Below are 22387 nucleotides of genomic sequence, written 5' to 3'. Positions count from 1 at the left end.
CCGGACTTTTCGAGTCCGTCAACACCTTCGTTCGATCATCTCGTTCGTCGGTGGTGGCGTTGCTGTTTGCGTGCCGTTTCCGAAGAAGCGGTGCGCTGCAGCAAGGGAGCGAATTCTAGAGATCCTGCAGATTTCGTCAAGCGCTTTTTTGCATGGTGATGACAGAAGCACCGCGACATCAGGCATGGCGTACGCTCGAAGATCGCTGCGGCGTTGCCCGCGCGTTGCGCGGTCAACGCCGCAACCGCTATCAATGCATGGATGCACACAGGAGAGACGGCAATGAACATGCAGGTGCGGCAAGCATGGTGGCGCGACCTTTCAGTACCGGCTCTCGTTGCCGGCTTCATTACTGTGCTGGTTGGCTTCGCCAGTTCGGCCGTCATCGTGTTCCAGGCTGCACAAGCCGTCGGTGCCAACCAGGCACAGATCGCCTCATGGATGTGGGCACTGGGACTGGGCATGGGTGTCACCTGCATCGGGCTGTCGCTGCGCTATCGCGTGCCGGTGGTGACCGCGTGGTCGACACCGGGCGCGGCAATGCTGGTGGTCGGTGCCGGTGGCGCCTCGCTCGCTGAAGCCACCGGTGCATTCCTGCTCGCCGCGGTGCTGGGCATGCTGGCAGGCTTCTCCGGCATCTTCGCCCGATTGATGCAGCGGGTGCCGATGGCGCTGGCCGCCGGCATGCTGGCCGGCGTCCTGCTGCGCTTCGGTCTGGACGTGTTCGTGGCCATGAACACCCAGCTGGTGCTGGCGCTGGCGATGTTTGCCACCTGGCTGGCCGGACGCCGCCTGTTCCCGCGCTATGCGGTCATCGCCACCCTGCTGGTCGGCATCGCGGTCGCGGCCAGCCGTGGCCTGCTGCACGCACAGCAGGTACAGCTGCAACTGGCGGTACCGCAATGGGTGACCCCATCCTTGTCCTGGACGGCGGTGGCCGGCATCGCCCTGCCCCTGTTCGTGGTCACCATGGCCTCGCAGAACATTCCGGGCGTGGCGGTGATGCGGGCCTCCGGCTACGACGCCCCGGTGTCGCCGCTGATCGGCTGGATCGGTGTGGTCAATACGCTGCTGGCACCATTCGGGGCGTACGCGCTGAACCTGGCGGCAATCACCGCGGCGATCTGCATGGGTCGCGATGCGCATGAGGACCCGGCACGACGCTATACCGCCGCCATGGCGGCAGGTGCCTTCTACATCGTCATCGGACTGTTCGGTGCCACCGTGGCCGCGCTGTTCGCTGCGTTCCCGAAGGAGCTGGTGGCCTGCGTGGCCGGTATTGCGCTGTTCGGCACCATCGCCAACAGCCTGGCCAGTGCGCTGGCGGTGGAGCGGGACCGCGAGGCGGCACTGGTCACCTTCCTGGTCACCGCCTCGGGCGTTTCACTGGCCGGCATCGGCTCGGCATTCTGGGGCTTGGTGGCCGGTGCGCTGTGCCTGCTGGTGCTGCGGCCCCGTCAGGGCCGCTGACCCACCCTACCCCGCCAATGCGGCACCGACGGTGCTCAGTACCACCGCGATGACGATGGCGATCAGTGTGGCGACCACGCTGGTGCCGCCGCGCGCGGTCAGCTCGCTGCGCAGCCGTGCGTCATCGCCGCCGGTGATGGCTCGGGCCTGGGCGATCAGGCGCTGGCAGTGTGCCAGGTACCAGCTGTTGCCAAAGATGCCGGTGGTGATGCTGAGTGCCAAGGTGATGACCAGCGACAGGCCATCCGGCACGTCCAGCAAGGTCTCCACCACGCTGATCAGCAACAGCAGGCCAGCCCACATCGCCGCCAGGCGGTACATCCTGCGGTACATCATCCAGATCAGGCCGAGCAGGAAGGCCGGCCAGTGCCAGGTGCCACTGCCCGTGGCAATGCCCTGATCCAGCCGCCAGCGCTGGCGGTAGATCGGGAAGTTGCCGCCGACCACGCTGGCGTACAAGGCCATCTCGCCCTCCAGCCCGGCAGCCACGGCCCTATCCGGTACAGCGACCGGCGCTCGATAGGGATCGGACGGATCGCCGACACTCGGCGCGATGCCCTCAACCGCAGGGGCTGCGTCGATATCCGGGGCCGGGGCCACCTCGATGGGCGTGGAAGCCTGCTCCAGTTCCGACAACGGCCGCCATGAGGGCATGCCTTCGCACCAGAGCAGCGTGCGCGCCGTAACCGTCCCTTCCTGCTGCAGCTGGCGAAGACCGGCCAGATCCACCGGCCCACTGCTCTGCCTGCCATTGGCGTACCACCATTGTGCTTCCTGCATGTTTTCCGTCCTTGCTACCTGCATCGACAAACTGAAATCGCTGCCAGCGCCTACAGCGCGGCACTGGTCAGGGTCTGCACCAGCTGATGGCGCGCACCCGGCGCAAGCGTAATCTGCTCCGGGCCTGCGTTGGCCACTTCCAGGCAGACGTAATCGTGCCACCCATCGCCGACATCGGACATCCTGGCTGCGGCCTCGGCACCGGGATTCCAGGCCACCAGGGTCTGGCTGCCTTCGCTGCGGATCTCGATCCGCCGCTGCAGTACGGGGTCACGCAGCACGTAATGGCCGCCGGCACCGGTATAGATGCGATCGCTGCGACCGGGATCACGCGGATCGCGCAATGACCACGGTCCCTGTTGCAGGCGCAGCTGCGCATAGTCCTCGTACTTGTCCAGGTACTGCAGGCCATCAAGGCCCTCGACCTCGACCCGGTTGGCATCGCCCACCCGGAAATAGCTGTGCAGGGCCTGGGTGAAGGTCACCGGCGAGGTTCCGGTGTTCTGGGTGACCAGCTGCTGGCGCAGCTGGCGGCCGATGCGCAGCTGCATCTGCAGGCGCAGGCCGGGATCAGTGCAGGGCGCCGGCGCCAACTGCAGCTCGACCTCACCGTCATCGCTCTGGCTGGCCTGCAGAAGCTCCCAGCGCGCGGTACGTACCAGGCCATGCGCCGGTACATCGGCACTCTGGCCCTGGCGCCCGAACCACGGCCAGCACACCGGAACGCCACCGCGGATGGGCGTAGGCAGCTCGGCGCGCGTGGGCGAAAGCCACAGCAGGTCGGGCTGCCCATCGGGAATGAACGACAGCAGCTGGCCACCAAACACACTGACGACCGCCGTGGCATTGGCGGTTCGCACCTGCCAGGCCTCCAGGCCGTGATACAGGCCGGTGCTGATGTCCGGATTCAACTGCATGCGATGACGCTCCTTGAAGACCGCGGGGATGATGTCGCGGTCAACGTGCCGCCGGCAAGGCCTTCTGCCCAGCGGGTGCGATAGCGGCCTCTTCCTGCAGCGTGCGCAGGATGCGCTGGCCGGCGCGGCCGTCCACCTCACTCCAGCCCAGGCGCTGCTGCTCGGTCTGGATCGCGCGACGCGTGGCGGTACCGATCATGCCGTCGGCGGCACCGATGTCGTGGCCACGGGCCAGCAGCAGGGTCTGCAGCTGGCGGCGCTCATCGCGGCCCAGGCCCGGGTCATCGGTCGGCCAGGCGGTGGCCAGCCCGTTGCCGCCACGCAATTGCTCAGCCAGCGTCGCGATCGCCAGCGCATAGCTTTCGGCGGCGTTGTAACTGTAGATCGCGTCGTAGTTGCGGAACACCAGCAATGCCGGGCCCTTGTTGCCGGCCGGCAGCAGCAGGGCGGCGCGCGCATCCGCCGGCAGGTTGACCGGAGCCAACGCGCTGCCATCCAGCGCGGTCACGCCCTGCGCACGCCAGTCGGCCAGGGCGCGACGCTGGGTGCGCCCCGCCCGGCTGGCGTTGAAGCCGGCAGGAACGCGAACTTCCATGCCCCACGGCTCTCCGCTGCGCCACCCGGCGCGCTTGAGGTAGTTGGCGGTGGACGCCAGCGCATCGGGAATGCTGCCGACCAGATCGCGGCGGCCATCGCCATCACCGTCCACGGCAATGCGTGCATAGGTACTGGGCATGAACTGCGTATGCCCGAAGGCACCGGCCCAGGAACCGGTGAGCCCCTGGGCCTGCAGGTCCCCGCGGTCGATCAGCTTGAGCAGCGCCAGCAGTTCACCGCGGAAGAAGGGTTGGCGACGGCCGGCGCAGGACAGCGTGGCCAGTGATTGCAGCAACGGGCGCTTGCCGAACACGCGGCCGTAGTCGCTCTCCACGCCCCAGACCGCGACGATGGTGGCCGGATCGACGCCGTACTGCGCCGAGACCCGATCGAGCAGGTCGCGGTGCTGCTGCAGCATGGCGCGACCATCAGCCACGCGCTGGCGATCGACCAGCGCGGCCAGGTAGTCCCAGATCGGCGTGGTGAATTCGGGCTGCGCATCGAGCAGGCCGAGCACGCTGGGGTCCGGGGTGAGCCCGGCGGTGATCTCGTTGAAACGGTCGGGACTGATGCCTTGTGTCGCAGCGGTGGCCTGCAGGCCCGCCAGGCAGCGGCTGAAGGCCGGATCGACGGTGGCATTGGATGCTGCAGGCAGCACGGGGGGCGAGGCGAGAGCGGCCGCCAGGCCGAGCGTGGTCAGAATGGGCATGGCGTCCTCCGTGTTGCCGTTGCACGGCCATCTTAGGGGTAGCGGTACTGCTGAACCTGAAGGGGCACCGGCTGGCCGTCCGCCCTAGATGGCACGCAGCAGGCGCAGGCCGTAGGCGGGACTGTCGGCATTCCAGCGTTGCGTGACCTGCAGTCCCGCCTCCCGCAGCAGCGCCTCGAAGCTGTCGTCGGTGTACTTGTGGCTGTACTCCACACGAATCGGTTCGTCGGCCACAAAGTGGAAGGTCCGGCCATCCAGATGGACGTCCTGTGCCCGCTGGCTGACCAGATCGGTCTCGATGCGCAGCCGCGCGACGCTGTAGCGGGCACGATGACGGAAGCCATCGAGATCGAAGTCGCTGCCGATCTCGCGGTTGAGGCGCGCCAGCAGGTTGAGGGTGAATGCGGCGGTGAGGCCCTGCGCGTCGTTGTAGGCCGCCTCGATCAGGGCCGGGTCCTTGTGCAGATCGATCCCGACCAGGGCCAGGCCGTCGCGCCCCATCGTCTGGCGCATCGCCCGCAGCAGGGCGACGGCGTCTTCGCCTTCAAAGTTGCCCAGCGTGGAACCGGGGAAGAACAGCAGTCGTCGCGCGGCTTCGCGTTCGGGCAGGGGCACGGCCACGGGATGGGTGAAGTCGGCACAGACCGGCAGCATCTCCACCTCGGGCAGCGCCGGTGCCAGATGGTCGATGCTGGACAGCAGCGCGGCGCGCGAGATCTCGATCGGGGTGTAGGCCACGGGGTTCTGCAGCGCGGCCAGCAGCAGCGCGGTCTTGCGTCCGCTGCCGCTGCCCAGCTCCACCACGTGCAGGCGCGGGCCAGCGGTGCGGGCGATGTCCGGCAGCACGCGCGCCAGCAGGGCCAGCTCGGTGCGCGTGGGGTAGTACTCGGGGGTCTGCGTGATCTGCTCGAACAGGCGCGAGCCGCGTGCATCGTAGAAGTATTTGGACGGCAGCTGGCGGGGCGTGCGCGACAACCCGGCCACCACGTCGGTGAGGACCTGCTGGCGGCCGGGGGTGAGATCGGTCAACGCCTGCCGCGCATCCTGCACCGTACTCATGCGAGGTCCCTGGCCAGACGCAGCCCGGAGAACTGCCAGCGCGCCGGTGGCATGAAGAAGTTGCGGTAGCTGGCGCGCACATGGCCGCGGGGCGTCACGCAGCTGCCGCCGCGCAGTACCCATTGCCCGCACATGAACTTGCCGTTGTATTCACCGAGGTTGCCGGCGAAGGGGCGGAAGCCCGGGTAGGCGCCATACGCGCTGTGGGTCCATTCCCATACATCGCCGAACAGCTGCCGCAGTCCACGGCCCTGCGCTGCCTGCGGGTGCAGCCGATCGTCATCGGCGAAATGGCCGCGCAGCGGCTGCGACGCGGCAGCGGCCTCCCACTCGAACTCGCTGGGCAGGCGCGCGCCGGCCCAGCGGGCGAAGGCATCGGCCTCGTAGTAGCTGAGGTGGCAGACCGGCGCGTGCGGATCCAGTCCGCGCCAACCGCCCAGGGTGTACTCGCGCTGCAGGGCGTCATCCCAGTACAGCGGATGCCGCCAGTCCTCGGCTTCACGCATTGCCCAGCCTTCACTGAGCCACCAGCGCGGCTCGCGGTAGCCGCCGGCGTCGATGAAGGCGCGGTACTCGGCATTGCTGACGGGACGCTCAGCGAGCGCATGCGCGGGGAGCAGCACGCGATGCGCCGGCGATTCGTTGTCGTAGGCGAAGGCGGCGTGCTGCGGCCAAGCTGCGGCACCGACGGTGACGATGCGCTCGGGTGATTCGATCCAGCCCTGCGCGCTGGCAGCGCTGGCGGCAGGCTGCAGGTCCTCGCGGTAGGCGGGCTGCAACGGGTTGCACCAGAACGCATGCTTGATGTCGGTGAGCAGCAGTTCCTGGTGCTGCTGTTCGTGCTGCAGGCCCAACTGCAGATGCTGCAGTGCCTGCTCATCAAGGTCGCCTGCCGCCAGCCGCGATTGCACCTGTGCATCGACCTGCTGGCGGTAGTCGCGCACCTGCTGCAGCGATGGCCGCGACAGCAGCCCACGCTGCGGCCGGGCATGCGCCGGCCCGATGCTCTTGTAGTAGCTGTTGAACAGGTAATCCCAGGCCGGGTCATGCGCCGGTGCAGCAGTGAAACCCGCCAGCACGAAGCGTTCGAAGAACCAGGTGGTGTGGGCCAGGTGCCATTTGCTCGGGCTGGCATCGGCCATGCTCTGCAGCATGGCGTCCTCGGCGCTGAGCGGCGCGGCCAGTTGCATGCTGCGCGCACGCACCCGTGCGAACTGGTGGGCGAGATCGTGCTGCGGGGCAGCGACGGCGGCGGGTACGCTGTCCATGTGGGCAGCATCGGCGCTGGACGGTGAGTGCAATGTCATGGTTCAGCGTCACTTCGTTCACATGGATGAGCCTGCCGCATTCAAGAAGCCACCCCGAACGCCGCTAACGGCAATGCTGCGGCCGCGTCGTCACCGCGCTGGAATTCCTGCTTGCCCCTGCATCCGCTCCGCCAGCCTGCGCACTACCTGTTCGTGCTGCCCGCCCTGCTGGTTGCCGTAGTGGTATGGACCGCATTGGATACCGCAGACGTGGCCAGCCCGGCGCAGCGCATCCTGCCCTGGCTGCTGGCCTGCCTCGGTGCCGGCCTGGCCCTGCTTTACCACCAGGTACGTCCGCTCTGCCTGCTGCTGGTGGTGGCGGTCATGTTCGCGCTGCTGCACCAGGACGTGGGCGGCTACCTGTGCAGCGGCCATGTCGGCGCGCTGACACCCCTGCGCTTCCATGCCATCTCGGCGTGGCTGCCATTGCTGTTTGCCGGCCTGTCGTTGTGGCCGGAGCGCGGGCGTCGTCGCCACGACCTGCTGTTGCGCTCCGTCGCCAGCGGTACGGCGCTGCTGATCTTCCTGCTGCTGGCCACGCAGCAGCCGCGCGGCATGCACGATCTGCTGTCGAACCGTCACTGGGCGTGGATCCCGGCCGAGTGGAACGCGCTGGCGCAGCTGCCGGCGCTGCTGTTCCTGCTGGCTACCGCGGCGCTGGGCTGGCAGGCATGGCGGCATCCGAGGCCGCTGCATACAGCAATGCTGCTGGCCCTGCTGTGCCTGTGGTGGATGCTGCCGAGGGTGTTCCTGCAGCCGGTGCTGCTGCCGGCGCTGAGCAGCGCCGCCCTGCTGCTGATGCTGGGTGCGATGCTGCAGGAGTCCTTCCACATGGCCTTCCGCGATGAGCTGACCGGCCTGCCCGGGCGCCGCGCGTTCAACGAGACCCTGCAGCGGGCACGCGGCACCTACAGCATCGCGATGGTGGACGTGGACCACTTCAAATCGTTCAACGATACCCACGGTCACGACACCGGCGACGACGTGCTGCGCCTGGTGGCCTCGCGGCTGGCGCGGGTCGGTGATGGTGGACGTGCGTTCCGCTATGGCGGCGAGGAGTTCGCGGTGGTGTTCCTGGACCGCCCGGCAATGGCCTGTGTCGATGCCGTGGAAGCCTTGCGGCAGAGCATCGAGGACACCCGCATGCAGCTGCGTGACCGCAGCACCCGCAGCCGCGACGATGACGCCGGGCGCCAGCAGCGCGGGCGCGGCGGCAGCGGACAGGTAGTGCAGGTAACGGTAAGCATCGGTCTGGCCGACACCCGCGTCGGTCTGCGGCCGGCGGCGGTGGTCAAGGCTGCCGACCAGGCGCTGTACGTCGCCAAGGACGGAGGCCGCAACCAGGTGCGCGCGTATGCCGGGCAGGGCGCGCTGGCAGTACGCGGTGGCTGAGGCTCAGAGCGCGTCGAGGTAATACCAGCGGTCTTCGATGCGCAGGAAGCGGCTGTGCTCGGTCATCTTCACCGCGCTGCCGCCGCCCACCCGGTAGCGCGCGGTGAACCGGACCTCAGCGCTGCCGGCGCCGGTGACGGTGTGCTCGTGCACGGTCAGGCCCAGCCAATACGTACGCTGGCCGGGCGCATCATCCAGCGACAACTCGGCCGGACGCGTGTCCGGGTGCCAGCTCTGGCGCAGGTAGTCGGCCAGGCCCCGCACATAGGCGCTGTAGCGCGAACGCATCAGGCGCTCGGCATCCGGCGCGGCTTCACCGGCGTGGAAGCGGCCGCAGCAGGCAGCATAGTCGGCGGGCAGGCCGCAGGGACAGGGATCGGCAGGTTTTCGGCTCATATCAGCATTGTCGCCGGGTTGCGCGGATTGATCCACGCACGGCACAGGTCGCCGGGTACAGGACAGGCGTATGCTGTCGCGCCCCCACCTTGATTGATCGCCGTGCTGGAACTGGTTCCCCCCGAGTTGTGGTGGCTGGTGGTGATCGCCTTCATCGCCGGTCTTGTGGATGCCGCCGTGGGTGGCGGTGGCCTGGTGCAGCTGCCTGGACTGTTCACGGTGCTGCCGCAGCAGACGCCAGCGATGCTGTTTGGTACCAACAAGTTCAGTTCGATGTTCGGTACCGGTGCGGCGGCCTGGCGCTATGCGCGCAATGTGCGCTTCCCGTGGAAGCCGGTACTGTTCGCGGCCGGTACGGCCTTCATCTTCTCCTTCGCCGGGGCCACGGCGGTAAGCCTGCTGCCCAAGGACGCGGTGCGCCCACTGGTGCTGGTGCTGCTGATCGCGATGCTGGCCTACACACTGTGGAAGAAGGACTTCGGCGCGCTGCACCGCCCGCAGGAGATCGGTCGCCGCGAGCTGGCGATCGCGCTGGCGATCGGTGCGGCGATCGGCTTCTACGACGGCTTCTTCGGGCCGGGCACCGGCAGCTTCCTGATCTTCCTGTTCGTACGCTTCTTCGGGCTGGATTTCCTGCGCGCGTCAGCGGCGTCGAAGGTGGTTAACCTGGCGACGAATGTGGCGGCGATCTCGTTCTTCGTGCCGACCGGCAACATCCTGTGGCTGTTCGCGCTGCCGATGGCAGCGGCCAACATCATCGGTTCGGTGGTGGGCACGCGACTGGCGCTGAAGGGCGGCACGCCGTTCATCCGCAAGCTGTTCGTGGGGCTGGTGGTGGTGCTGATCGCGCGGATGGCGTGGGATACGTTCCGCGGTTCGTGAGGGACGTTATGAAATGGCAGGTGCCAACCTTGGTTGGCACATTGTTTCAGGTCGCGAAGAGCAGCCGAGCATGGCTCGGCCCTACAGGTGGATTGCCCGAGGCGCTCAGGCCTCGGCTTCTTCCGGTTCGTTGGCCTGCTGGCGGCTGCGCTCGGGCAGCTTCAGGCGCTTGCCTTCTTCGTCGTACTCGATCAGCAGCACGCCGGAGTCGTGGCGGCCGCTGATCTCGACGAAGCAGGCGCCGCCGATGAACGGTTCCAGCGTCATCACCGACTTCAGCGGGGTGGCGACCACCATCTGGAAGCCGAAGTTGTCGAAGATGTTCATCGCCAGCGCGGTGAACTCGTTATCGGCCTTGTCGAAGGCTTCGTCGAGCACCACTGCGGCGTAGCTGGGCAGCTGGCTGTCGGCACCACCGAGCTGGTAGCGCAGCGCGGCCGCCAGGCAGGTCGTGGCCAGCTTCTGGCGCTGGCCACCGGACTTGCCGGCGCCGCTGCGGTAGATCTCGACCTGCTGGCGCGTTTCCGCATCCAGCTCGACGCCGATGAACTCCACGTGCATGCGCACGTCCAGCACCAGCTCGCGCCAACGCTTGTCCTCGCCTTCCTGCGAGCCCAGGCGGTTGACCAGCTGGCGCAGCACGGTGAACTGCGATTCGGCCAGCTCGCGCTGCTCGGTCTGCTGCTGCGACAGCACTTCGCGCAGCTGCAGGTGGAACTCGCCGACTTCCGGCAGGCGTCGGTCGTTCAGTTCGATGGTCAGCAGCGTGCCTCGGTTGAACGGCACCTGTTCCAGGCTGGCGTTCACTTCGTCCAGGCGCTGGCCGATCGACTTGCGGGCCTCGGCGCTGTGCCGCTGCAGGGCCAGCAGGTTGTTCTTGCTCTGGTTCTGCAGCAGGTCGAAGAAGCGCTCTTCGTGCTGCGGCAGGCCATCGCGTTCCAGGCGTTCGAGGCGCGCGAGGAAGTCCTCGGCCGAGGCCACCGAGACGGTGAAGTCGCCCGATTCCTCCGGCCACTGCTGGATGAAGCGACGGAAGCAGCCGATCAGCTGGTTCTCGATGCGGTTGAGGTCCTGCTGCGAGGAAGACAGCTGCTCGTTCAGCGCGTTGCTGACCTGGCGCATGTGCGCTTCCAGCGTTTCCAGGCTGAGCGGGCCCTGCTCCTGAAGGCGCTCGGCGAGGCCGGCTTCCTGCTCCTGGGCCAGGCTCGGCAGCACCAGCGCACGGCTCTGCTGGCGTGCGCGGTCAAGGCGATCGCGCTCCTTGACCAGCTGGCCGCGCTCGACACGCACGTCTTCATAGGTGCGGCGCGACTGTTCGATGTCCGCGCGCACCGCATCGATCTGCTTGGCCAGCTTGGCGAGGTCGGCATTGCCTTCGCGCAGGTCGCGCAGCGTCGCTTCGATATCGCTGAGGCGCTGCTGCGGGGCGGCGATATCGATCTCGTTCCAGCTGATGCTGACCAGCTCGTGGCAGGCCAGGCGGCGTTCGTTGTCGCGATCACGCTGGCCACGCAGGCGCGCGATGTCGGTCTCGCAGCCGGCGATGCGCTTGGCCAGTTCCTGTGCTTCACGCTCGAAGGCGCCGACCTTGTCGTGGTTGTTGAAGCCGAGAATCCAGCGACGGCGGTCACCCACCGCACTGCGGTCGTCCTTCTCGAAGCGGTCGCCCGGATGCTTGACCTGGCCTTCGCGGGTGATGCCGCGATCGACGTTGCGCAGCTGCTTGGCATCGACGCACTCGTAGTCGAAGCGCTTGCCAAGCTCACGGCGCAGCCAGCTTTCGAACACGTGCTCGCGCAGTTCCAGCTTGTGCAGCAGCGACTTCGCCGACGGCTCGCGCGCGAACGCATCATCGTTGCGGCGCACGCGGTAGTAGGTGAAGCGCATGCCCAGGTGGGTGCGGTTCACCCACTCGGCGACGTCGTTGTAATGCTTGTCATCGACCAGCAGCGACAGCGCGAAACCGCCCAGCACGCGCTCGATGGCACCCTGCCAGCCCTGCTCTTCGGAGCGGACCTGGATCAGTTCGCCAACGAACGGCAGCGCTGCTTCGGCGATGCCCGTTTCCTCGGCCAGGCGCGCGCGCAGCTTCTGCATCGGCGCAGGGATGTTGGACGGCGTGCGCTGCATCGCTTCGAGTTCCGCACGGACTTCGCCGAAGCGGCGCTCGTCATCGCGCTTGCCACCCAGGCGATCGCTGATCGCGTCGTCCAGCGCCGAAGAGGCACGCTGGCGGTCCTGCAGCTCGTTCTGCGCGCGCTCGACCAGCTCGGCGAAGCCGTGGGCGTCGTCCGGCAGTTCCGCCTGCAGCTGCTGCGCCGCCTGGCGTGCCTGCTCGCGCTTGGCCTGGCGGCGGTCGCGCTCAGCTTCGGCACGACCCTGCTCGCGTTCCAGTTCCTCGATGCGCTCACCGCCCTGCTGGCGGCGCTGCAGCTCCAGTTCGGCCAGGCGCTCGGTGTGGTTGTCCAGTGCGGCACGGCGCTGGGCTTCTTCGCCAAGCAGGCCGCGGTCACGCACGTCCATCTCGCGCAGGCGCGCCTCGATCAGCGCCTGGCGCCGGCTTTCGCGGAAGCTGTCAACACCGAGCTTCAGCGCTTCGTCGTCGCCACGCCGGCGATGCATTTCCTTCAGGTCGTTGTAGTAGGCGCGCGCCGGCAACAGGGTTTCCACCTGGCGGCGGGCAGTGACCACCGCCTGGTGCGCGCCATCAAGCTCGGCGAAGTCGCTGACCAGGCGCTCGGCGGCGTCGAAGGTCTTCGGCGTGTCGAGCATGAAGTCGCGCAGGAAGACATTGAGGTCGCCCAGGTTCTTCGCCGACTGCGTCTTGTGCAGCAGGCGCAGCGCCATCTCGTTGTCGATGCCGAGCAGGTCGCGGAAGCGCTCGGCGTAACCGGAGAAGGTGTCGAAGTGGTGCAGGTCGGACAGCTTCTGCTTGAGCTTGCGCAGGTCCAGGTCGAAACCACCAAGATCCTTGGCGATGTCGAACGGGCGCTCGGCGATCATGTAGTGCTTGCGCACATCGCCGGCCGAGGTGCCGTTGCCGGAGATCCACAGCAGGCGCACCAGGCTGACCACGCGGCCATCGCCGGCGCGGTATTCCAGCACCAGCGCGGTCCAGGTGGCGCCCTTGCGCAGGTACTGGGTGGCGATTTCGCCGGTGCCGCTGTCCTGCTGGTCGGCCCACGCGCCACGCACGTAGGACACCAGGTTGCGGTCGCGGCCACTGCGTTCGGCTTCACGCGCGGCTGCGTTGAAGTCGACGATGGCCGGCGGCGTCAGCAGCGCGGACATGGCATCGAGCAGGGTCGACTTGCCCGAGCCGGAACGGCCGACGAACAGGAAGCCGCGCTCGGCGATCGGCACTTCGGTCAGGCCGTTGAAGGTACCCCAGTTGTGCACCTGCAGGCGGCGCATGCGGAACTGCTGCAGGCGCGGGTCCGGCAGGCCTTCGTTGAACAGGGCGGGAGTGTGCTTGGAGATAGCCATGCGATGGTCGGGTCTCTCAGGCCTCGGCGGCCGGGGTTTCGCGCAGCTGGCGGTAGACCGCCGAGAGCTGGGACACGTCTTCGGCGGAGAACAGCAGCTTCAGCGCCGGCGAGACTTCGTGGCGGTCTTCCTGGCCGCTGAGGCGGGTCAGGATGTGGTTGTCCTTCATCTTCTGCACCGCCGAAGCGACACGGCGGTTGAAGCCGGCGCGGTCGGTGGACAGGTTCTTCTCGTAGATGGCCAGCGCTTCGGCCATCTCGGCGTCGGCGACCACCGCGCGGTTGCCGCGCGCATCGGCCTCGGCCAGCTGTTGGCGAAGGTACAGCAGCAGCACCGAGTCGATGAAGGTCAGCGGCGAGGTGCGCAGCAGCACCGGCGCATCAACGTCTTCGGTATCGGCCTGGCGGGTGAACGCCACGCCGCTGTCACGATCGAGCACCAGTTCCAGGAACAGGTCCGCCAGCGACGAGCGGATGGCCGCCTCGCTGCGGATCAGCGCTGGCCACAGTTTGGCGTGGCGCAGCTGGTCGATGCTGGGGCCGATCAGCAGCTGGCACAGCGCGCGGCGCGCATCCAGCGGCAGGCGCCCGGTATCGCCGAGGTAATACACGTCGTTGCCACGGCGGGGCTGCGCCACGGCCGCCACCGGCTCGGCCTCGTAGGCGTCTTCCGCCACGTCGGCCTGCGGTGCGTCGATGGGATCTTCATGCCAGCTCATGGCGTCTCTCCTGAGTGAACCAAACCAGCGGGATGCGGGCGCGACGGATCTGGCCGTCGCCACCACGCCATTGCGCAAGCTCCTGCTCGCCGGCAACCACGTTGCCGAAGCGCGTGCCCAGCGACAGGTAGCCGATGACGCTGCCGAGGCCCTGCGGCGCTTCGCGCTGCGACAGGGCCTGGGCGATGCTGAGCCGCGGCTGTGCATCGAGCAGGTCGTGCAGGTCGCGGCGCAGGGTACGGAAATCGATTTCGGACGAGGCGACCAGATCACCGACGCTTTCCAGGCTGATGGCCGCGGCGTCGTTGTACTCGACATTGCCATCGACCTGGGCACTGCGCGGATCGTGCAGCCTCCACTGCGACCACGAGCGCAGGCGGCTGGTGGTCAACTGCAGGTCACGGCCGATGCCACGCTGTGCGGGGAATTCGTCGCGCAGGGCCAGCGCTTCGGACTGCGCCTGCTTCAGCAGCTGGTTGAGGCGACGCTGTTCCAGGTAGCCACGGCTCTGCACGAAGCCGCGCAGGCTGCGCGCGAAGTTCTGCAGCACGTCGTGCACCTGGCCACCGCGTTCGAGCATGGTGCTGGTGAAGCTGCGCAGGAAGTTGCGTTCGTTGCGGTCCAGGCGGCGCGCAAAGCCACGCGCCAGCACCGCTTCCAGCGCGGCATCGAGCTGGGCGCTCTGCTCGGCGTCGTTGAGCAGGCGCCAGAACGCCTGGAAACTGCGCCCGGCGTCACTTTCGCCGATGACATCCACGCCTTCGAACAGCTGCGACAACACGTCGCCGCGCTCGCCCTCGTCGTCGATGATGCGTTCGCGGAAATCGCGATTGAGCTGCTCGAAGTCATCGCGCACACGGCGGAAGTCCTCGGTCAGCTCGTCGGCCAGACCGATGATCTGGCGGGTGCGTTCCAGCGCGCGCTTGCCGTCCAGCGCAACCACGCGGCCAGTGCCGACCCGGGCGATTTCGGCATCGATGCGGTCGCGCTCGTCGTGCAGCGCGGACAGGCGCGCATCAGGATCGGCTTCGGTCTGCGCAGCCAGCGCCGAGAGCTGCTCAATGACCAGCGCCAGGCGGCTTTCGGTGGCGGCCACGCGGGCCTGCTCGAGGCCGTCGGCGAAGCGGATCGCCTGCAGTGCGGCGGTGGACAGCTCGTACTGCTCCTGGTCGGCGCCTTCGGGCAAACGGCGTTCCAGCCAGCCCTGGGCCAGCCAGTGCGCGATGTAGGCCTGCGCGGTACGCGGCAGCTCGCGCGAGAGTTCATCGCCGGCCAGCTGGTCCAGCGCGCGCTGCAGGCGCTCGTTGAGCACCGATGAAGGCAACGTGCGCTCGCCGTCCATCAGCAGGCCCTGCAACAGGCCGATGATTTCCGGGGCGTGGTCGGCGGCAAGCAGCTTCCACTGGGGCTGTTCGCGCAGGTGGCGGTAACGGGCAATACGTTCGCGATGCTTCATGCAGCGAAAGAAGTCTGTAGGGCTGACAGGGACGAGCCGCCATGCACGGCTGCCGCGGGGGCAGCCGTGGGCATGCCGGCCGCCAGGGGCCGGCGCGGTGCGGGCAAGCGGCTCAGCGCTTGCCGCCCACTTCGATGAAGCGCAGGAACTCGGCGCGGGTGCGCGCGTCGTCGCGGAAGCTGCCCAGCATCTTGGAGGTGACCATGCTGACGCCGCGCTTGTGGATGCCGCGCGTGGTCATGCACTCGTGGGCGCCTTCAACGACCACGCCGACACCGATCGGCTGCAGCACATCCTGGATGCACTGGGCGATCTGCGCGGTCATCTTTTCCTGCACCTGGAAGCGCCGGGCGTAGGCTTCGACGACGCGGGCCAGCTTGCTGATGCCCACCACCTTGCCGGCCGGCAGGTAGCCGACGTGCACGCGGCCGATGATCGGCGCCATGTGGTGCTCGCAGTGGCTTTCGTACTCGATGTCCCGCAGGACGATGAGTTCGTCGTAGCCGGCCACTTCCTCGAAGGTCCGCTCCATGTAGGCGCGCGGGTCGTCGCGGTAACCGCTGAACCAGTCGCCGTAGGCTTCGGCGACACGGCGGGGGGTATCCAGCAGGCCTTCACGGGACGGGTCCTCACCGGCCCAGCGCAGCAGGGTGCGCACCGCATCCTCGGCCTGGTCCTGGGTCACGTCGCCCTGCGGGGCGGCCTTTTCGTTGTTCTTGCTCATTGCGTACAGCGTCCCGAACGGGGGGCGAGCATCGTACCCGACCGGGGGGTGGGTCGTCCTGTTGGGACGGTTCATCGGGGGTCGTTGCTGGCGCGTCGTTGCTATCGGATTGGAGGAGGAGAGGGGGCTGCGCAGGACACGCCGTGAACCCGTCCCTGGGGGCTCGATGGCGCCATCCATGGCGCCAACGGTCCCGCGCAACCCCCTCTCCCCCTCCCTGACGTTTTCCTGAGGGCGCGGCCGGACCGCCCGAAAGCGGGGTCAAAAGCTTGGGTTCATGGCTTCGGAAGCGCCGCGCGACTGCGCGACTGCTGTGGTGGGTGCGAACCGTTGGTCCGCACAGCTTTGGCTTCTGCCCCTGCCTTTAAAGAGCCAACCCACCGCGCTCGCGGGGGATGGGAAGGCAGCGGGGGCCGGGCGGGGCAGGACCGTCCGCGGCATGGATGCCGCGGCCGAGCCCCCAAGGGTGAGGGCGCTTTGCTTGCGAGGCATGCCTCGCAAGCGCCCGAACGCACAGCCGCCAGCGGCTGGGCCGGACCCCGGAGGGGGGTTCACGGCGTGTCCTGCACCGTCCGGCGCCCGCTGCCCCACCCGACACCACACAGGCGCAACGCTTTCCTCACTACACCCCACCCATTCAGAAAAACCTATTGATAGGAATGAAATTAGTAGTATCCTATCTATCTCTTATGGACCGACCCCTCGACGAGCGCACCGTGCTGCAGATGCAGCTCAGCTCCGGCCTGCTGTACGCAGGGCGGCAGTGGCAGCGCTTGGCCGACAGTCGGCTCGGCAGCTACGGCATCTCCACCGCCTGCACCATGCCCCTGCTGATGATCGGACGCTCCGGCGGTGGCATCCGCCAGGTGGCACTGGCCCAGCAGCTGGGCATGGAAGGGCCCTCCCTGGTGCGCCTGCTGGACAAGCTGTGCGCCAGCGACCTGGTCCGCCGCGAAAGCGATGCCAGCGACCGCCGCGCCAACCTGCTGTGGCTGACCGACGCCGGGCAGGCGCTGGTCAGCGAGCTGGAAGACCAGCTGATCGGCCTGCGCCAGGACGTGTTCGGCGAGCTTTCCATGGATGAACTGCACGCCGTGCTGAAGGCCTGGCGCCTGCTGGCCGAGGCCGCCGACCGCATCACGTAAGAGCGCTGCCCCCGAACACCGCCGCTGCCGTGCATACGCCAGCGGCTTTTGCCCGTTGCCGTTGTTCTGTTGTCCCTCCCCTCCCCCACCTCGCCCCCGCCCCTTCCGATGCCCGGTGAATTCAGTCTCCATGGAGTGTTCGTCCCGACCCTGCTCGGGTTGATGTTGTTGGCCTACTTGGTCAACAGCGGCCTGCACGCGCTGCTGCAGCGTGCCGGCGCCTATCGCCATGTATGGCACCCGGCGCTGTTCAACCTGGCGCTGTACGGGATCGTGCTTGGCCTGCTGTTCCACCTCCTGCGTTGGATGCAATCGTGAACAAGATCGTGAAGAAGACCCTGCCCATACTGCTGACCAGCGCAGCCGTGATCGTCGCCCTGCTGGTGCTGCGCCAGCTGTGGGTCTATTACATGGATGAGCCGTGGACCCGCGACGCCCATGTCGGTGCCGACGTGGTGCAGGTGGCACCGGACGTGTCCGGGCTGGTGGAAACGGTGAACGTGGCCGACAACCAGGCGGTGAAGAAGGGCGACGTGCTGTTCGTGATCGACCGCGCGCGCTACCGCATCGCGCTGGAACAGGCCAAGGCCAGCCTGTCCGAGCGCCAGGCCTCGGTGGCGCAGCTGCGCCGCGAAATCGGCCGTGACCGCAGCCTGCAGGATCTGGTCGCCGCCGAGGACGCCGAAGTGCGCCGCGCCAAGCTGCAGGCTGCACAGGCTGCGCTGGGCACCGCACAGGCGGCGGTCGACCTGGCCGAGCTCAACCTGGGCCGCACCGAGGTGCGCGCACCGGCCGATGGCCGGGTCAACGACCGCACCATGCGCGTGGGCGACTACGTGGTGGCCGGCAAGCCGGTGCTGGCGCTGCTGGACACCGGCTCGTTCCGCATCGACGGCTACTTCGAGGAAACCCGCCTGCGCGGCGTGGCCCCGGGGCAGCGCGTGGACATCCGCCTGATGGGCGAATCGGCGCCGCTGCGCGGCCATGTCGAGAGCATCGCCGCCGGCATCGAGGATCGCTACCGCAGCAACGGCAGCACCCTGCTGCCGAACGTGACCCCGGCCTTCGACTGGGTGCGGCTGGCGCAGCGCATTCCGGTGCGCATCGCCATCGACGAAGTGCCAAAGGGCGTTGAGCTGATTGCCGGCCGTACCGCCACGGTGACCGTACAGACCAACAGCACCAAGCATGCAGACAAGGTCGGCACCGCGCCGACACAGGCGGGCCTGTGAACGCCACCCTGCCCCGTCTCGGCCTGATCGTCGCGCTGGCCAGCCTGGCCGCGTGCAGGACCGTCGGCCCGGACTACGCGCTGCCGGAAGGCTCGGCGTTCAAGCGCCCGGAGGCCAATGCGGCCTTCATCGATACGCAGAACCCGCAGGTGGCCGCCAACCAGGCGCTGCCCGACCGCTGGTGGTCGTTGTACAACGACCCGGTGCTGGACGGGCTGATCACCCAGGCGCTGCGTGACAACGTGGAACTGAAGGCCGCCGATGCGCACCTGCGCCGCGCCGCCGCCGTGTACGAACAGGCGCTGGACGCCGGCGGCTTCGAGTACGAGGCCGAGGCCGGCGTCAGCCGCGCGCAGCTGTCGGCCGAATCGTTCCTGCAGGAGCACGAGCTGCCGGTGATCAACCTGGCCGATGGCAAGTTCGCGGTCAGCTACCAGTTCGACCTGTTCGGCAAGCTCAAGCGCGGCGCCGAAGCGGCGCGTGCCGACGAGCAGTCGGTGGCGGCGGCACGCGATCTGGCCCAGGTCAGTGTGGTCGCCCAGGTGGCCGACAGCTACCTGGAAATCTGCCATGCCAACCACGAACTGCACGTGGCCGAGCATTCGCTGCAGCTGCAACAGCGCAGCCGCACCGTTACCGAGCGCCTGATCGCGGCTGGCCGTGGCACGCCGCCGGAGCTGGCCCGCGCCAATGCCCAGGTGGCGCTGCTGGAAGCTGCACTGCCGCCGCTGCATGCGCAGCGCTCGGCGGCCGCCTATTCGCTGGCCGCCCTGCTCGGGCAGACCCCGGGCCAGCTGCCGGCTGGCGTGATCGACTGTGCACACGCCCCCGGCCTGGCGCAGCCGCTGCCGGTCGGTGATGGCCGCGCGCTGCTGCAGCGCCGCCCGGACGTGCGCCAGGCCGAACGCAAGTTGGCCTCGGCCACCGCGCGCATTGGCGTGGCCACCGCCGAGCTGTATCCGGACATCCGCCTGGGTGCCTCGGTGGGTGCCGCCGGCCTGCTGGAAGACTTCGGCACGCCGATGACCCAGCAATGGTCGATCGGCCCGCTGATCTCGTGGACGTTGCCGTCGTCGGGCACGCACGCGCGCATCCACGCCGCCGAAGCCGGTGCCGACGCGGCGCTGGCCGAGTTCGACCACACGGTCCTGCAGGCGCTGCGCGAGACCCAGACCGCGCTGGACCGCTATGCGCAGGACCTGCGCCGGCTGCAGTCGCTGCGCATCGCGCAGGAGCAGGCCGCACTGGCTGCCGAGCAGAACCGCCGGCTGTACCAGGGTGGCCGCACGCCGTACCTGTCCAGCCTGGATGCCGACCGCAGCCTGGCCACCAGCGATGCCACCCTGGCCGCCGCCGAAGCGCAGGTCTCACGCGACCAGATCCATCTGTTCCTGGTGCTGGGCGGCGGCTGGCAAGCCAGCACCGCTGCGGCCGGCACCCCGACCGCAGCGAAGTAAGCCATGAACGCGCTGACCGACCGCCAGGCCTGGCTGTTCTCGATCAAGACCTACCTGGCCGCGGTGGCCGCGCTGTACATCGCCATGGCCGGCAACCTGTCGCGCCCGTACTGGGCGATGGGCACGGTGTACATCGTCAGCCAGCCGCTGCTGGGCCCGACCCGTGCCAAGGGCGTGTACCGCATCGTCGGCACCCTGGTGGCCGGCCTGGCCACCCTGCTGGTGCTGCCGGCACTGGTGGAAACGCCGCTGGTCCTGAGCGCGGCGATGTCGATCTGGCTGGCCGGCTGCCTGTTCATGGCCCTGCTCAACCGCGGGCCGCGCGGCTACGCGTTCCTGTTGGCCGGCTACACCACCGCCTTCATCGGCTTCCCCGCAGTGACCTCGCCGGAAACCATCTTCGACACGGTGGTGGCGCGCAGCGAGGAGATCATCCTCGGCACGGTGGTGGCGGTGCTGTTCGCCTCGCTGCTGTTCCCGGCCTCGGTGCGCCCGATGCTGCGCGCCCGCATCGGCAACTGGATGGAGGACGCCGCGCAGTGGTGCCGGCAGATCCTGGAACGTGGCCGTGCACACGCGCCGCGCAACCGGTTGGCCGCCGATCTGGTGCAGTTCGAGGCGCTGATCGAATTCCTGCGCCGCGATGATCCACGCCATGCAGGGTCGGCGGTATCGATGGAGCGCCTGCGCGAGCGCATGCTGCTGCTGTTGCCGGTGCTGTCCTCGATCGCCGACCGCCTGAGTGCGCTGCGCAGCGATGGCCAGGCGTTGCCGGAAGGCCTGCCGGAGCTGATCGACGACATCCACGACTGGCTCGACGGGCCGACCAATGCCAGCGAGTACGCCCGCCTGCGCGCGCGCATCAGTGCGCTGAAGCCGCAGGTGGACCGCGACCTGCAGCACCTGCAGCTCGCCAGCCTGCTGCTGCGCCTGGAAGAACTGGTGGACCTGTGGCAGGACTGCCGCACCCTGCAGCACGCCATCGACCACGGCACCGCGCCGCTGGACCGCGCGCACTACCGCATCCGCACCGAACGCGTGGCCGCCGACAAGCACGTCGACTACGGCATGGCGCTGTTCTCCGCGCTCAGTGCCGGCGTGGCACTGATGAGCTACTGCGTGTTGTGGATCGCGCTGGGTTGGGAAGGCGGCGGCAACGGCGCGATGATGGCCGCGGTGACCGCCGCGTTCTTCGCCGCACAGGACGATCCGGCACCGAGCATGGTGTCGTTCCTGGTGTGGGCGATGGTCGCCTCGGTGGTGGCCGGCGTGTACCTGTTCGGCGTGTTCCCGGCCGTGCACGACTTTGGCCTGCTGGCACTGGTGCTGGCGGTGGCGTTCCTGCCGCTGGGGCTGATGCTGCACCACCCCAAGAGCGCGTTGTTCGCGCTGCCGCTGACAGTGAACCTGGCCGCGCTGCTGAGCCTGCAGAACACCTACAGCGCCAACATCCAGACCTTCCTCAACTCGTCCATCGCAATGTTCATCGGCATTGGCTTTGCGGTGGTGATGACCCGCCTGTTCCGTTCGGTGGGTGCCGAATGGACCGCGCGCCGGCTGGTGCGGCAGGGCTGGACCACGCTGGCCGAAGCCGCCGAAGGGCGTGGCCAGCAGGACCGCCAGCGCTTCGCCGCGCGCATGCTCGACCTGCTGGGCCTGCTCGCACCGCGCCTGGCGGCGACGCCCGAGGGCAGTGACATCGCTTCGGTGGACATGCTCAATGAGGCGCGCATCGGCCTGAACATCCTGCAGCTGCGCCGCGCGCGGCTGGAGCTGCCCGAGCGCAGCCGCGAAGCGGTCGAGCACATCCTGGAAGAGATCGCCGTGCATTACCGCCGTCAGATCGCCGCGCGCAAACCCATTGTGGCGGCCGAGGCGCTGCGTGAGCGGCTGGATACCTCGCTGGGCCGGGTCGGCAGCGTGGGCGCCTGCAAGGCCCGCGACGAGGCGCTGATGGGCCTGATCGGGCTGCGCTTTGCGTTGTTCCCGGAGGCGAAAGCGTTGGCGCCGGGGCTGGCAATGGACACGGCGACGCAGACGTAGCGCGCTACCCTGTGTGCCCGCAGACCCCGGCACTGCAACAGGACGGTTCAATGAGTTACGACATGATGGTGTTCGAGGCCAGCGCCGCCCCACGTGAGGCGGCGGCTTTCATCGCCTGGTTCGAAAAGCAGACGCAGTGGAACGAGCGCCACGAGTATGACGACCCGGCCGTCAGCAGCCCGGCGCTGCAGGCGTGGTTCACGGAGATGGCGCAGGACTTCCCGCCGTTGAACGGCCCATTGAGCAACGACGATGACGATCGTGCCGAAGTGACCGAGTACAGCATCGGTCAGCAGGTGATCTATGGCGCATTCACCTATTCGGTGGCCGAGCACGCGCATGGTCGCGTGCAGGACCTGGCCGAGAAGCACGGCGTGGGGTTCTTCGATGTGAGCGCCGATGAAGCGGCGATCGTGTTCCCCGATGGCCTGGTGCTGATCGCGGAATGACGGGGGCGGCAGGGCTGCGCCCTGCACCTGCCGAATCAACGTCAACGTCAAAAGCGGGTATTCCTTGGGATGGCGGGGTGGGTCCGGTTGAGGGGGACGCCGTAAACCCATCCATGGGGGCTTGGTCGCGGCATCCATGCCGCTCACACCCCCTCAACCGGACCCACC

The 22387-nt window shown here is 68.2% G+C and carries 19 protein-coding genes; 9 read left to right on the top strand and 10 right to left on the bottom strand.

The genetic code is table 11. The annotated features are described in order from the left end of the window. Positions 1 to 282 precede the first annotated feature (282 nt). A complete protein-coding gene (locus N5D45_RS09365) occupies positions 283 to 1470 on the top strand; it encodes a benzoate/H(+) symporter BenE family transporter (RefSeq protein WP_010487529.1) in 1188 nt (395 codons plus the stop codon). 6 nt (positions 1471 to 1476) lie between these two features. On the opposite strand, the gene N5D45_RS09360 is transcribed toward N5D45_RS09365, so the two are convergent. The 5 genes from N5D45_RS09360 to egtB form a co-directional block, all read right to left on the bottom strand. Beyond that, positions 1477 to 2250 carry a DUF2628 domain-containing protein gene (locus N5D45_RS09360; RefSeq protein WP_057502445.1) on the bottom strand — a complete coding sequence of 258 codons (774 nt, stop codon included), beginning with the start codon at positions 2248 to 2250 and terminating at the stop codon, positions 1477 to 1479. Positions 2251 to 2300: 50 nt separating this feature from the next. Further along, entirely contained in the window at positions 2301 to 3167 is an 867-nt protein-coding gene (locus tag N5D45_RS09355) for a D-hexose-6-phosphate mutarotase (protein ID WP_164194362.1), read from the bottom strand. Between the two features lie 40 nt (positions 3168 to 3207). Further along, complete coding sequence (locus tag N5D45_RS09350) at positions 3208 to 4473, bottom strand: lytic murein transglycosylase (protein ID WP_164194364.1); 1266 nt, start codon at positions 4471 to 4473, stop codon at positions 3208 to 3210. 84 nt (positions 4474 to 4557) lie between these two features. Next, entirely contained in the window at positions 4558 to 5532 is a 975-nt protein-coding gene (gene egtD / locus N5D45_RS09345; protein WP_279938804.1) for an L-histidine N(alpha)-methyltransferase, read from the bottom strand. Continuing rightward, positions 5529 to 6800: an ergothioneine biosynthesis protein EgtB gene (gene egtB / locus N5D45_RS09340; protein WP_010487520.1), complete on the bottom strand. Its 1272-nt coding sequence runs from the start codon at positions 6798 to 6800 to the stop codon at positions 5529 to 5531. The genes egtD and egtB overlap by 4 nt, the downstream gene beginning before the upstream one ends. 150 nt (positions 6801 to 6950) lie before the next feature. Between egtB and N5D45_RS09335 the strand changes: the two genes are divergently transcribed. Continuing rightward, the gene (locus N5D45_RS09335) at positions 6951 to 8231 is read left to right on the top strand and encodes a GGDEF domain-containing protein (RefSeq protein WP_164194370.1); all 1281 of its coding nucleotides are present in this window, start codon (positions 6951 to 6953) and stop codon (positions 8229 to 8231) included. A 3-nt stretch (positions 8232 to 8234) separates the two neighbouring features. Here N5D45_RS09335 and N5D45_RS09330 read toward each other — a convergent pair whose 3' ends face one another. Beyond that, complete coding sequence (locus N5D45_RS09330; protein ID WP_164194373.1) at positions 8235 to 8627, bottom strand: YchJ family protein; 393 nt, start codon at positions 8625 to 8627, stop codon at positions 8235 to 8237. 102 nt (positions 8628 to 8729) lie between these two features. Here N5D45_RS09330 and N5D45_RS09325 point away from each other — a divergent pair, with 102 nt between their 5' ends. Further along, on the top strand, positions 8730 to 9509 hold the full coding sequence (locus N5D45_RS09325; RefSeq protein WP_029380158.1) for a sulfite exporter TauE/SafE family protein: 780 nt from the start codon (positions 8730 to 8732) through the stop codon (positions 9507 to 9509). A 105-nt stretch (positions 9510 to 9614) separates the two neighbouring features. Here N5D45_RS09325 and N5D45_RS09320 read toward each other — a convergent pair whose 3' ends face one another. From N5D45_RS09320 to folE, 4 genes are all read right to left on the bottom strand, one after another. Next, positions 9615 to 12995: an SbcC/MukB-like Walker B domain-containing protein gene (locus N5D45_RS09320; protein ID WP_010487513.1), complete on the bottom strand. Its 3381-nt coding sequence runs from the start codon at positions 12993 to 12995 to the stop codon at positions 9615 to 9617. A 16-nt stretch (positions 12996 to 13011) separates the two neighbouring features. After that, complete coding sequence (locus N5D45_RS09315; RefSeq protein WP_005421303.1) at positions 13012 to 13713, bottom strand: DUF4194 domain-containing protein; 702 nt, start codon at positions 13711 to 13713, stop codon at positions 13012 to 13014. Beyond that, entirely contained in the window at positions 13700 to 15169 is a 1470-nt protein-coding gene (locus N5D45_RS09310) for a DUF3375 domain-containing protein (RefSeq protein ID WP_010487509.1), read from the bottom strand. Before N5D45_RS09310 ends, N5D45_RS09315 begins: the two co-directional genes overlap by 14 nt. A 112-nt stretch (positions 15170 to 15281) precedes the next feature. Then, positions 15282 to 15893, bottom strand: a complete 612-nt coding sequence (folE, locus tag N5D45_RS09305; RefSeq protein WP_004141296.1) for a GTP cyclohydrolase I FolE — start codon at positions 15891 to 15893, stop codon at positions 15282 to 15284. 689 nt (positions 15894 to 16582) lie between these two features. Between folE and N5D45_RS09300 the strand changes: the two genes are divergently transcribed. The 6 genes from N5D45_RS09300 (at position 16583) to N5D45_RS09275 (ending at position 22219) form a co-directional block, all read left to right on the top strand. Next, a complete protein-coding gene (locus N5D45_RS09300; RefSeq protein WP_008265191.1) occupies positions 16583 to 17038 on the top strand; it encodes a MarR family transcriptional regulator in 456 nt (151 codons plus the stop codon). Between the two features lie 108 nt (positions 17039 to 17146). Further along, positions 17147 to 17356: a DUF1656 domain-containing protein gene (locus tag N5D45_RS09295; protein WP_010487502.1), complete on the top strand. Its 210-nt coding sequence runs from the start codon at positions 17147 to 17149 to the stop codon at positions 17354 to 17356. Further along, on the top strand, positions 17353 to 18270 hold the full coding sequence (locus N5D45_RS09290; protein WP_191850364.1) for an HlyD family secretion protein: 918 nt from the start codon (positions 17353 to 17355) through the stop codon (positions 18268 to 18270). Before N5D45_RS09295 ends, N5D45_RS09290 begins: the two co-directional genes overlap by 4 nt. Further along, positions 18267 to 19727, top strand: coding sequence for an efflux transporter outer membrane subunit (locus tag N5D45_RS09285; protein WP_010487499.1), 1461 nt, complete (start codon positions 18267 to 18269; stop codon positions 19725 to 19727). Before N5D45_RS09290 ends, N5D45_RS09285 begins: the two co-directional genes overlap by 4 nt. Before the next feature lie 3 nt (positions 19728 to 19730). After that, positions 19731 to 21770 carry an FUSC family protein gene (locus N5D45_RS09280; RefSeq protein ID WP_164192796.1) on the top strand — a complete coding sequence of 680 codons (2040 nt, stop codon included), beginning with the start codon at positions 19731 to 19733 and terminating at the stop codon, positions 21768 to 21770. Between the two features lie 50 nt (positions 21771 to 21820). After that, a complete protein-coding gene (locus tag N5D45_RS09275; RefSeq protein WP_126560700.1) occupies positions 21821 to 22219 on the top strand; it encodes a hypothetical protein in 399 nt (132 codons plus the stop codon). Positions 22220 to 22387: the final 168 nt, after the last annotated feature.

Origin of the sequence: Stenotrophomonas sp. GD03819 (assembly GCF_029841665.1) — a bacterium.
GTDB classification, from domain to species: Bacteria; Pseudomonadota; Gammaproteobacteria; order Xanthomonadales; family Xanthomonadaceae; genus Stenotrophomonas; species Stenotrophomonas geniculata.
Note: the sequence above shows the minus strand (reverse complement) of the source record. Positions and strands in the feature narration are given on the sequence as shown.